Consider the following 12,456-nt stretch of genomic DNA (forward strand, 5'->3'; position numbering starts at 1 on the left):
CAAAAAAGCAAGTGTAAAAATCGCATAATTGCGCATCACACTTGCTTAAGATATATCGTAAATATTAAATAAGCATAATTACTCCATAACCATCCGGGATGGTCACATGAACATGAGAAGGCTCATTCATATTTATGAGTATATCAATAATGGATCAGAGTCTGTCAGCAAATAATTACTTTTTCCACTCTTATTGACCGTTTCACAAGTTGATGTGCAATGCACAGGTTGTAAAGTAACCAACTTATAAAATTTGAGCTTTTAACTCAATCAATAAGGCAACGAAAGTTGCCGATCGGCATTTGACCCGGCTGTCCGTGTGGCCTTAACGTCCTACCATTCGTAGGAGTGGTCAAAATTATCTGCTGGAAAGATCCGTTACGATAATTAGCTTTCCATTTCACGCAAGGACTACAATAACAGATGTGATAAACTAATTCAAGACCTTTCTCAAAAAAAGAAATATGATTTTTAATTATGCTCATTACATAACAACCCGGCGGCGTGAATCTAAGGCATTAAAAGCAAAATCATATGAGGAATTAGAAAAGCCCATAATAATACTGACCCCAAATATAAATCCTATTGAATGGTCTGTACAATTTGCGTTTGTCAGTTAAACACGGTGTCTGGAACGTAATACACTTTTTGTGTATTTGTCTTGTTAACCGGATCGGGAACAATCGTAAAATAGACATTACCGTTCTTCGTCTGGACCCCTTCAATCTCGTGGTTTCCTACGTTTGTTATGTTTACGAGTGTTTTGAAAGAGCCTGTGCTCGATATCATGGCAATTTGAGGTGTATCTCCCTCAGCTCCACCCGATGTATAAATCTCGGTACTGCCCAGCATATCCGCTCCCTGAAAAGATCCATTGGGCCGAATAATACCGCTGCCCGATTGAGTAAAACTGCTGACACATGCACCTACCGCTGCAGCACTATCCATCCGCACCTGCTCATTACTGTCTAGAAGCTGGTTCAATTTGGCAGTGTCATAGATCGACCATGTCACCGTACCTTCAGCGGTCTGGACACGGAAGAACGTATGCGTACTGTTGCCACCGCCGTCAACACGATAAGTGTCACCCAGTCTAGAACCGGTTTTATTTGCATAATTCATGTAAGTAAACCGGCGCAGATCCGTATAATCCACTGTGGTTCCCGCAGAATACTTGAGTCTGGCGACTTGCAGTGACCAATAGTAGGACGTAGAGGAATCCGCTTTTGAGCTGAAATAGAAGTAGTTCTCCCCATTGTAAGTATACATGTCTAATGTTTGACAATGGCCGGTGTTCGTAACCGTCATTTCGTCCACGTAATTCGCGTTTGTGCCATCGATTAGCAATCTGGATAGATAACAAGTGCCTTTTGAACGCTGAGTTACATACAAGTACTTGTCAGCAATATAAGCTTTTTGTACAACGACGTTGTGCTTCAGTCCCTTAAGATTGTACGCTAGCTTGGCCGATGCATTGACTGTCTTCTGAGGTGATGCAGCATGTGCAGGTAATACTGCCATACTGAACATCATGTAGGCAATAACAAGAGATACCCATAATTTCATTCGTCCCTCGGTCTTCTTATACGCTTTCGACTCGAACATAGTACACCTCCATTTAATGTGAAGATAGCTCGTCCAGTGATATCGATCGGACCGTGCACCTGAAGCTATGGATCATAGCTATCTAGTTAAACTATGTTCTGAATATGTTCTCCGAAATTCAGTTTTATGTAAATTTTTGGCAGGGAATAATAATCTGCTGTTCTTGAAGGATTCACTTGTGTAATTATATTGAATTAAAAAGTGGTTAACAGATCGGCCTGCGTGCCGGGCTTTCCATAATAATCGAACGCATCATCCGAAGAAAAAGCCCAGAATATTGGAGCCTTGTGATGCTCTCTTGTTATAAAATTCTTAAATACCCGCAGCTGAATAAGTTAGCATCATTAACAAATAATATGGTTTGCAGATAGAAAGCAGGTGTGTATATGGATTGGATATGGAAGTCTCTACTCCTAGTTATAGTTGGTGTAATATTACTGCGTGTAGCAGGTAGAGCTACGATTGAATCGAATGAACTTATCGGATATGACCTGATGCTTCACGCGAAACCGATTACGATGGCCGATATCAAGATGAAATTAAACACGATGGACATCGCTCAGCAGTTGATCCTATATTTACAATAAGGCACGAAGTCCTCTTAACTTAATATTAATCTAGTCCCTGCATAATCCTGCGATGACATATGGATGTTACTGTTGGGTTGTACGTACACACATTGATAACACAAAGGATGATTTGACACATGGGAATTCACACTTACTTCCGTACACTCAACGATCTTGAGCGCATTATACGGACACCCGGCAAGTTTAAATTTGAAGAGCACAGCGTGTCTGCACACTCCTGGAAGGTAGTACAATATGCCAAGACCTTAGCCGACATTGAGGAACAGCACGGAGTACAGGTTGACTGGAAAAAGCTGTACGAAATTACAAGCAGCCATGACTATGGCGAGATCTTTATCGGAGATATTAAGACACCCGTCAAACACTATTCTCTTGAGCTCCGCGCCATGCTGCAGCAAGTAGAAGAAGGAATGGTTCAGCACTTTATCGAGGAGAATATTCCGGAGGAATTGAAATCCATCTTCCGTAGACAGCTTCGTGAAGGCAAAGACAATTCCGTAGAAGGACTTATTCTAGAGGTGGCAGACAAGCTGGATCAGGTTTATGAAGCATTTGTAGAACTGCAGCGAGGCAATACAGAGAAGGAATTTGTTGCGATGTATCGCAATGCGATTGTCAAGATTAAGAACATTGACCTTCATTGTGTTCGTTACTTCCTGAAGCAGATCCTCCCCGATATTATCGACGAGTGCATGACCTCCCCTTACGATATCAAGCAAATCACCAAAGAAGCCCTCGCTCAATAAGACCTCATGCATGGATTAGCATCTTCTCAGAAATTTCTTGCACGAAAAAAGCCGCGAAATCGCGACTTTCATACATAAAGGATTTATGCGAAATCCTCACATAATAATATCTATTGCTTGATGGCTGCAATCCGCAGTCTGCTGATGTCAATCATCCAGTTGCCATCCTTGTATAGGTCAGGCCGTACTCTATCCTCTACGGCATCATAGATTAGTGCTTGGTGTTCAGCCAAGACCCCCTGAAATAAATAGGAAGAGAAGTTATCCATCCAGTTTCGAATGCCGTTATCCCCTTTCAGCGGAGATTTGCTGTCCGCGTGCTGAGCAAAAATGACCTTGAATCCCGTCTGCTCCAGCAGGCTGGAATATTCACCGATAGTGGGATGATACCAAGGATTTCTTCCCTCCCACTCGTATCCTAACTGCTCAAGCTCTGCTCTGATCGCAGTAAGTATAATAGCGATATTGCCACTTGCCGCAAATTCCGCTACAAATCTGCCGCCCTGCCGAAGTGCGGACCAGATGGAGCTAGTGACTGCAGGTGCGTCCTTGATCCAGTGCAGAACTGCATGAGAAAATACAGCGTCATATGGAATTTCAGTTACGTAATACCGAGCATCTTCAACCGATAGCTGCAGTTTAGGATATTTTAGCCTAGCCTTCGTTACTATTTCCTCCGAAGCATCAATTCCCGTCGGAATCGCACCAGCAGCCGCAATTCTGGCGGTTAAACTCCCATTGCCGCAGCCTACATCCAGTATTCGTTCTCCTTCTGCAGGCTGCAGGAAAGAAACAATATCTTTATAATATGGTCCTGCATGAACTTGACACGCAGAAGATTCATTACTCATTGATTCTTCTCCTTTATTTAAAGTGTTTATAGATAGATGATATCTATGATAAAGCGTGATGTAAGAGTATATATGATGTTGCTGATGTAGCAAAGGTAGTAAGCCTTGCATGTGCCGACTACCTTATAAAGCATGTACAATGTTCACCGTACTGTGTTCCAAATCCTGTTTGTATATAGTAATGAACTTCGGTCATCATTGTGCCTGCAGCTTCTTCGCAAGACTGGATATGGTCTGTCTTCTCAGATGTTCTTCCATTCTGTCCTCAGCTTCAAGCACGACCTGCTGAATCATACATTCGGAACCATGATTCAAATTGCATTCGAACAAGGATGTTGTTCCTTCTATCGCATGAATGATATCGAGGAAGGAGATTTCCTCCCAGCCGCGTCTTAAACTATATCCGCCATTCGCACCTGACACTGATTCAATCATCCCGGCCTTGACCAGCTTCGTCAAGATCTTGGACAAATACGTAGGAGAGACATTCTGCCTCTCAGCCAGCTGCTGTACACCGACAGGCTTATCCGGAGTTGCTGCTGCAAGAAACAGCATGGTATGCAAAGCGTAATTCGTTGCCTTGGAGTATTTCATATGCTTATCATCGCCTCAATAAAAGATTTTATGAGACCATAATACCTTTTATGGAAAGACAGCGTCAAGAATTCACCAAGACTGCTCCCATGCTTCTGCCAGCAATTCCGAGTTGATTCCTACAGCTGCCAAGGAACCCATCGAAGCAGCCATAATAAGCTGATACATCTGAGTTGCCGAATCTCCCGCACTGTAAACTCCGGGCACACTCGTCTTCCCAAACTTATCTACAACAATCGTTCCATCCTCGGATGATTCACAGTCCAGAAGCTGAGGAAGGTCAGAGCCGATCCCGAGTTCTGGGGCAAAGAAAATCCCGGTACATGGAATCATCGTTCCATCCTCCAAATGAACACTCTCAACCATCCCGCCAATCGACTTAATCTCAGAGATACGAGTGTCAAATACTGAAATATTATGTTTATTCAGCTCTTCCCTGTCCTGTTCCGTCAGCTTCTCATCTCCATTCGTACAGATCGTGAAATCTCGACTCCAACCGGATAAAGTCTTTGCCATATGAAGAGCCTTGTCATGACTAACGATAACGACAAGCTTCTGGTCTCTGAGTTCCCAGCCATCGCAGTAAGGACAGACAAAAGCACTCTTCCCATACACCTCGGCCAATCCATCGATTGGAAGTTTGAGATCTCTCTTTCCAATAGCCAGTAGCAGCTTTTTAGAATGATACGTGGTTCCTTTTTCAGTGGTGATCGAAAAATCCCCATCTGCGCCACCCGCAGAAATCGCTGTATCTGTGGTAAACGTAACATTGGGATACGCCTCGATCTGCTCCTTGGCAACACGCCGGAACTCATGTGGGGTGATTCCATCCCGGGTAAGAAATCCATGAGAGTGACGGGTGACTCTGTTACGAGGCTCTTCTGCATCAATGACCAAGACGCTCTTTCTTGCTCGGCCTAACACAAGTGCCGCATTTAAACCTGCAGGGCCACCACCAACGATAATGCAATCATAAGTCATATATTTAATCCCCTTTCAAACTTACGAATTATGAAACGCGAGAGATGATATTATGTTACAGTTTGTATTGCTGTTACTACTTCCATGTTGCAAATTGCTATTTCTGCTTTTTATTATCTGTCTGTTTGCGTCAAGTTATTATAGATATCATATGTCTATAATAACTCTAATTATGGTTTAATACAAGAAGGAATCACAAATAAAAACGTCACCTCCCTAAATCCTTATAGGGAAATGACGTTTCTAAAACCATTGCTTAATTATTCATGTCAAAAATTAGTCAACAGTACATTCCATTGCAGATCAATATGGATCCGCCTCATGGCTCTTCTTCACGGCATCCTCGGTTGCTTTGTTCGCTGCCAGAGAGCCCTGGCCATATTTAGAAGAACCCGATTCACGGCCAGGAAGCTTGCCTTCCTGTTCCATCTTGCGCAGTTCTTCTACCTTCTTCTCAATTCCTTCGCTCACGCGGCGGCCATAGTCTTCATCCGCCTGTGTGAAATGTTCAATCATCGCCGTTTGAATTCTAGGGTCACATACAGCAAGAGCATCAGACAGGTTCTTGATCAATTCATCACGTTCCCAGTCCTCAAAGCTGCGATAGGTATCCCCTGCCTGACCATAGTTATTAGGGCGGTCAATGGGCTCGCTCATGGCTGCTGCATTATAGGTAGGTCGGTGTTGAGGATGACCTTCCCTGCTTGCTTCCTGATACCCGCCAATCATGGACGGCTCGTAGTTGATATGCGGGTTGTCTCCGGATTCCTTCGGATCTCGAATATCCATCTGACCCCGATGCTGGTTCGTGCGAACCTCCGTTTTCGGTGCGTTTACCGGAAGCTTAAGATAGTTCGCTCCTACGCGATACCGCTGCGTATCCGAGTAGGAGAATGTGCGGCCTTGCAGCATTTTATCGTCTGAGAAATCCATTCCGTCCACCAGCACACCGGTACCGAATGCCGCTTGTTCAATCTCCGCGTGAAAATCAACCGGATTACGATCCAGCACCATACGACCTACCGGAAGCCATGGGAATTTATCTTCTGGCCACAGCTTTGTATCATCCAGCGGATCAAAATCCAGCTCAGGATGATAGTCATCCTCCATAATCTGTACGAACAGCTCCCATTCTGGATAATCGCCTCGTTCAATGGCTTCATACAAATCCTGAGTCGCATGTCCGACGTTCTTCGCTTGTATAGAGTCTGCTTCCTCCTGGGTGAGGTTACGAATACCTTGTTTCGGCTCCCAGTGATATTTTACAAGCACGGCCTCGCCTTTCTCATTGACCCATTTATAAGTATTAACCCCTGAGCCTTGCATATGGCGATATGTAGCCGGTATACCCCATGGAGAGAACAGGAATGTAATCATATGCGTCGCTTCAGGCGAGCGTGATACAAAGTCAAACATCCGCTGAGGATGAGATACGTTAGAAGCAGGGTCCGCCTTAAAAGCGTGAATCATATCAGGGAATTTCATGGCATCCCGGATAAAGAAGATTTTTAGATTGTTGCCCACGAGATCCCAGTTGCCGTCTTCCGTATACATTTTAACTGCAAATCCGCGGGGATCGCGCGCGGTCTCTGGAGAGTCCTTCGCCCCTGCGACCGTGGAGAATCTAACCATCAGAGGCGTTTTCTTACCCGCGCCTGAGAATACTTTGGCACGAGTGTATTTCTCTACTGGCTCATCTCCCACTTTTCCGTATGTTTCGAAATATCCAAATGCTCCGGTTCCTCTGGCATGCACGACACGCTCAGGTACCTCTTCCCGGTCAAAATGAGAAATTTTTTCAATGAAATGATAGTTTTCAAGTGTGGCTGGTCCACGATTACCGATTGTACGAATGTTCTGATTATCCCTTACTGGATGACCTTGTCTTGTCGTTAGTGTCTCACGCTGTACATCTTGCTCGTTTGATGCATGCTTGTCTTTGTTCTCTGCCAAAATGAAAACCTCCTTCAAAAATTTGTACTTTTCGCGGCTTGCAATGGAATATTTCTTCCATTTTTTAAATTCTCTGCACAGGGCATAATTCCTTCACATCTAGAATCAATTTCATAACTTATTAGAAGATGAATCTACCCTCCTTAATGTATAAACATTGAAAATTTTCGTTAATCAGGCATTTGATTAAATTAGCATGAACGTTTAGTGAAGCAACCATTAAGGTTTATGAGCCTCAAGAGTCGGTTACAAAGATGCCAAGAACTGCTGTATTTTTAATGTCGTATCGTTGTAGGGATTGTTGTCATGCCATCCATAATTAAAGAATCCATGTCCCATGCCTTCATAGGTAAGAAAAGTAATGTTATTTCCAGCCTTATTCATTTGCTCGACGAAGATTAGATTTTGCTCGTAAAGTTCATCCGAAGTTCCACACATCCAGAGGGTAAGCGGCAGGCATTTCTTAATATGATGAACGGGAGACATATCAGTCGCTCTCTCCGCCAAGTGAGGAAATAATCGGTCCATAATATCCACTCCATCCATGCCGGCAGCGAACACAATCAGTGCGTTCGGGATATAATTCGTACTGTTATCATCATTGAACTCATCAAACATAATGGATGATACAGCAGTATATCCACCTGCGGAAGCGCCGCACATGACGACCCGATTTGGATCTATGCCGAGTTTCGTTGCATTGCTTCTGACCCATCCTACTGCGGTCTTTGCATCGCTGATCGCTTGGATCGGAGTAAAACCTTCATCATGACCATTTCGATAATCAACACAGACAGATACGACGCCTTGAGAAGCCAAATACCTTGCTTGATTCTGAAATTGAGCCGGGGACAAAGGTCCCTTTTTGAAGCTTCCCCCATTAAAAAACAGAATGACCGTTCTGTTCTTAGCTGAAGCATTGGAATGTTCAGGCTCAAATATGTACAGGCTCTCCAACTGTTTTGTAGGTAACTTGTTTCACTGGATAATCAAACTCTATTACACGCATTCTTGTTCCTCCCTAATAACGGATCTCATTCATACTCCCTTATTTTACCACGCAAATATGTAAAAGTGTGTTGACTAACATTATCTTCATTGCTTCCTGCTGCTCAGGGCGGCTTAAAGAAATGCTCTCTAGTTAACAGGTGTTGGGATCTCTTCGCTGCAGCAGGCATGTCAATAAATGAACCTAAAAAAGGCCGCTTGGTAGCGGCCGATGTTGCAAATAGTTACTCTTGAAGATGAGCTAAAAGCTGTCATTCGTCATTGAATTTGAGCCTGAAGCAAGCTGAACCTGATGTTGTTTCTTTGTGTAAACCATCATCAGCGGGATACTGATTACGAACGCTCCGGCCACAAGCAGGAATGGGATTCGCGGATCAATTCCGTATGCCCATCCGCCAATGACCCCGGAAGGTGATATGACGATCAGGATGAGCACCTGGAGTAAAGCAAATATTTTAGCACGGTTATCATCATCAATTGCATTTGCCACAGCGGTCTCCAAATATGGATAAGTCTTCATCGTGCCAATCGCCGCAACGATGGTGCTAATACTGAGTATAATGAGGTCCCCTTTTGGTGCGACAACGAGGATGACATTGGATAATACAGAAATCACAAATCCCCATACCATGATGCGATTCACCTGAGATTCGTTGATGCTTGGCATAATCCACCGCATGAACATGAGCATGATGATTGAGGAGAACGCAGGGAAGATAGAGATCAGGCCGCTCCCTAGCTGCAAATATTCAACCATGAAGATAGAAACATAGGTCGTCTTTACTGTCGTTTGAAAGTTAAATAGAATGTAGACGCCAAATATAAGCAGCAGCATAGGGCTGCGAAGCATTATTTTCATCACGGACAAGTAGTCAGACATTCCTTCTCTGATGCTCATCGACTTCGATTCCTTCATTTTACGGCAGCCGATCTCTGTCTCTTTCGTCGCATAATGGCGTCCGATAAACTGAATGGTCATCATGATGAAGGCCAGAACGAACATGATCCGAACCCCCGGTACCAGCGAGAAATGATAGACCAGCAATCCTCCAATCGGAGCGAACAATCCCCCCACCACACTAATTAGCTGCAGCAGAGTAAATACGTACGTTCTTTGTTTAGGAGCAGTATCCTCTACTAGCAGACAGTAAAAAGCGGTATGAGGAACCTTTTGAAAACCATTCACGATTGCAGCGATAACGAAAAACCAGAAGTTTTGGGAGACCGCCCACAGCAGTGTTGCGACACTCCAGCTGAGCACATCAAAATAGAGCAAGGCACGCTTACGTCCCATCCGGTCTGTAAGGTATCCGCTAAGGAAGGAAGAGAGTACCTGGACGAGCAGTCCAATGGAAGTAATCCAGCCGATTCCTGCCTCCGTTACCCCCAGCTCGTACATGAAGATCGAGCTATACGTCACAAACATGCTGTACGGAATCAGAAACAGCGGTTCATAGATGAGACAGCCCTTCGCGTTGCCAGTCAATTGGCGAATTGAATTTGAAGCCATGGTGCCCTCCAAGTATGTAAGTAATGAATTGAGAGAATGATCACTAGGTCATTATAGCGCATACAAACCTAAATTGGTGGATATTTTAATCAAACCTTCCTGCGGATACATGGACTGAAGTCATGTACATTATGTGCTCATTTTCTTTCGTAAGCTAAATGGTTTAACAAAGAAAAAAGCCGCTGTGTTCAGCGGCTAGTTCCCATATTTTCATAAGATAGATTATACATAACTTTGGGTATACCAATGCTCTGGAATCATCTCTTTTTCAAGCTCAAGCAGTTCAATAATGATCTGGTCAGCATCAGCAATCGAATTCACCAAAGGATCCGTAAGCATGGCTCTTCTAAGCTTCTCCCTGCTGCCTTCAATGACAGCTTCAGCGGTCAATTCATGGGTATCCAGTACGAGCTCCTGCATGCCGCGAATGCCTCGTGGCATCTCACCTACTGGAAGGGGCTTTACTCCATTCATATCGACTTCACACAACAATTCTAGAAAAGCATCATCATTCATATTCGTTACCGCACCCTTGTTGAGTGTGTTAATGTAGAATGGCTTTCCTAATCCACCAACCATATTTTCAATAATATCGGTTGCATGGTCAGGACCAAATGAAGTCATATACTGCTCAATCGGTATTTTACCGGTTATGAAGTGGTCTACCTGCTCCCACATTTCCTCATGTCGCTTGTAGCGGTCTTCTGTTTCCCAAATGGATAGTGGAGGTATGGCATCCTTCAATTTACCGAGACCTTGATAGTAAGGGACATATTCCTTCGTGTGGGCGGTACAGGTCGGAACATATCCAAAAATATCATATAATTGGTAACTAATTGCGTCATTAAACAGCGCCTTGGCTCCTGTGTCTCCTCCAACGGTCTCTGTCTCCGCCGATCGCTTCAATGATTCCGCAATAGCAGGCAGTACATTGCGTCCTTCATATTCTGCCTTTAGCAGCCATGTGAAGTGGTTTACACCAGCTATGCGCAGATCGAATTTATTGTCGATCTCTGCTGTATACTCGCTTCTATTGTTAATAATGCCTGCTCTCTCGGCATAAATGATCTTCTTGTGAGGCATATGATGCGAATCGCATAGAGCAAAGCTCTTAAGCTTTGGCGCATACCTTGTTAACGCAATGCCATGGACGGCAGAAGGATTAATGTAATTGATCACCCATGCTTCTGGGCAGAGCTCTTCAATGTCACTCGCACATTCCATAATGACAGGCAGCTCACGCATGGCCCGGAATATACCGCCCGGTCCTATGGTGTCTCCTGAGCACATCCGTATCCCATATTTCTCGGAGATCGCGCAGTCCAGGCCCCGGTATTTTACGGTATCTTCTGCAAAGCTGAGCACGACGAAGTCTGCACCCTTAAGCACCTGCCTCCGGTCAATGGAGCCCTCAATTTTCAGATCTGCCTTATTTGTCTGGACAACCATTTTGGCGAGCTGAACCAGCTTGTTCAAGCGTTCCTCATTCGTATCAACCAAGGCTAGTGTACCTTTGTTCAGATGTTCAGAATGAACCATTTGCCAGATGGCCTGCCTTCCAAAAAACAAGCTTCCTGCTCCGAGCACAACGACTTTTGGATGTTGAATACTAATGATCATCTCCTCCATTCATTATCTATATTGTAGGATGGAGAATTAGATTTCTGAATGCCTCAGAGTATGCTAAACATGTCATTTAGTATGATCATTAAATCCGTTGTCCGCGTATGATATATTGAGAGGAAGATGGTATGTCTAAAAGTATGGGAGACTCTTGAAATGAATAGCTTGAATATATTCAGAGATCTATCAGAGCATGTCGTGCTTCGAATTAATTCCTGCAGAGAAGTTCATCATATGAGTGGTTGGATCGAGACCAAGCAGCATCACGATTATGACTTATGGTACCTCCATGAGGGGCAGATTGAAATCCGCACGAACGATCAGCTGCATATGGCCTCAGCAGGAGATCTCATTCTGTTTGATCCAAAGGTAGCTTATACCGCTTCGAATCTTAAAGACAATTGCAGGTTTCTATATACACATTTTGACTTCGGTTTGGGGGATCAGCTTCGGATCTTAGACCAGTTTCCACTGGCAGGTGTTATGACAAGCTCCCTTGTCACAGAGGAAATCAGCTTATTCTTGAAGGCATATGAAGAACATCTGCTTGGCTCTTCGATGTCAGGAATTCATTTAAAAGGATGTCTTACGATCTTAATCGCTAAGATCATGAAATGTTATGAAAGAGGAGAATATGTAGGCCAATTCGCTGACCATGCTTCGGATCGCAAAAGAAACATGAGTCTACAATCCCTTCAGCCTGTGCTTGATTACATTCAAGGACACTTGCATCAGCCGCTCCGTGCACGGGAACTTGCGGTGATGGCTGGCATGTCGGAGAAGTACTTCATTTCCTATTTTAAACAGGCATTGGGAATAACGCCGGGGCTCTATATCTATCAGCTAAAAATGAATCGTGCCCGTGAGCTGCTGTACAGCAAGCAGTATACGATCCAGCAAATTGCTGGCTTGCTCGGGTATCCAGACCCATACAGCTTCTCTAAGGCATTTAAGAAGTATTATAACGTGCCGCCTTCCAAGTTTGATTGAGGTGT

General features: G+C 44.1%; 11 protein-coding genes. 3 read left to right on the forward strand and 8 right to left on the reverse strand.

Annotation, left to right across the window (positions count from 1 at the left end):
- Positions 1 to 612: 612 nt before the first annotated feature.
- Positions 613 to 1,566 carry a phage baseplate protein gene (locus tag ACFQ3J_RS07800; protein ID WP_379293281.1) on the reverse strand — a complete coding sequence of 318 codons (954 nt, stop codon included), beginning with the start codon at positions 1,564 to 1,566 and terminating at the stop codon, positions 613 to 615.
- Between the two features lie 425 nt (positions 1,567 to 1,991).
- On the opposite strand from ACFQ3J_RS07800, the gene ACFQ3J_RS07805 reads away from it, so the two are divergent.
- Both ACFQ3J_RS07805 and ACFQ3J_RS07810 read left to right on the forward strand, forming a co-directional pair.
- A complete protein-coding gene (locus tag ACFQ3J_RS07805; RefSeq protein ID WP_251583902.1) occupies positions 1,992 to 2,192 on the forward strand; it encodes a hypothetical protein in 201 nt (66 codons plus the stop codon).
- 119 nt (positions 2,193 to 2,311) lie between these two features.
- The gene (locus tag ACFQ3J_RS07810) at positions 2,312 to 2,941 is read left to right on the forward strand and encodes a YfbR-like 5'-deoxynucleotidase (RefSeq protein ID WP_091156087.1); all 630 of its coding nucleotides are present in this window, start codon (positions 2,312 to 2,314) and stop codon (positions 2,939 to 2,941) included.
- Between the two features lie 110 nt (positions 2,942 to 3,051).
- Here ACFQ3J_RS07810 and ACFQ3J_RS07815 read toward each other — a convergent pair whose 3' ends face one another.
- The 7 genes from ACFQ3J_RS07815 to ACFQ3J_RS07845 all read right to left on the reverse strand — a co-directional run bounded on the left by ACFQ3J_RS07815 (position 3,052) and on the right by ACFQ3J_RS07845 (position 11,458).
- Positions 3,052 to 3,792, reverse strand: a complete 741-nt coding sequence (locus ACFQ3J_RS07815; protein WP_251583901.1) for a class I SAM-dependent methyltransferase — start codon at positions 3,790 to 3,792, stop codon at positions 3,052 to 3,054.
- A gap of 195 nt (positions 3,793 to 3,987) precedes the next feature.
- A complete protein-coding gene (locus ACFQ3J_RS07820) occupies positions 3,988 to 4,386 on the reverse strand; it encodes an Rrf2 family transcriptional regulator (protein WP_251583900.1) in 399 nt (132 codons plus the stop codon).
- Between the two features lie 72 nt (positions 4,387 to 4,458).
- Positions 4,459 to 5,367 carry an NAD(P)/FAD-dependent oxidoreductase gene (locus ACFQ3J_RS07825; RefSeq protein ID WP_251583899.1) on the reverse strand — a complete coding sequence of 303 codons (909 nt, stop codon included), beginning with the start codon at positions 5,365 to 5,367 and terminating at the stop codon, positions 4,459 to 4,461.
- A gap of 303 nt (positions 5,368 to 5,670) precedes the next feature.
- Positions 5,671 to 7,320 (reverse strand): catalase, encoded by a 1,650-nt coding sequence (locus ACFQ3J_RS07830; protein ID WP_091156078.1) that lies wholly within the window; start codon positions 7,318 to 7,320, stop codon positions 5,671 to 5,673.
- A gap of 246 nt (positions 7,321 to 7,566) precedes the next feature.
- Positions 7,567 to 8,277, reverse strand: coding sequence for an alpha/beta hydrolase (locus ACFQ3J_RS07835; RefSeq protein ID WP_251583898.1), 711 nt, complete (start codon positions 8,275 to 8,277; stop codon positions 7,567 to 7,569).
- A gap of 292 nt (positions 8,278 to 8,569) precedes the next feature.
- On the reverse strand, positions 8,570 to 9,838 hold the full coding sequence (locus ACFQ3J_RS07840) for an MFS transporter (protein WP_379292536.1): 1,269 nt from the start codon (positions 9,836 to 9,838) through the stop codon (positions 8,570 to 8,572).
- A 222-nt stretch (positions 9,839 to 10,060) separates the two neighbouring features.
- The gene (locus ACFQ3J_RS07845; RefSeq protein ID WP_251583896.1) at positions 10,061 to 11,458 is read right to left on the reverse strand and encodes a family 4 glycosyl hydrolase; all 1,398 of its coding nucleotides are present in this window, start codon (positions 11,456 to 11,458) and stop codon (positions 10,061 to 10,063) included.
- A gap of 159 nt (positions 11,459 to 11,617) precedes the next feature.
- Between ACFQ3J_RS07845 and ACFQ3J_RS07850 the strand changes: the two genes are divergently transcribed.
- Positions 11,618 to 12,451, forward strand: a complete 834-nt coding sequence (locus ACFQ3J_RS07850; RefSeq protein ID WP_251583895.1) for an AraC family transcriptional regulator — start codon at positions 11,618 to 11,620, stop codon at positions 12,449 to 12,451.
- Positions 12,452 to 12,456: the final 5 nt, after the last annotated feature.

Source organism: Paenibacillus provencensis (assembly GCF_042678545.1).
Lineage (GTDB): Bacteria > Bacillota > Bacilli > Paenibacillales > Paenibacillaceae > Paenibacillus > Paenibacillus provencensis.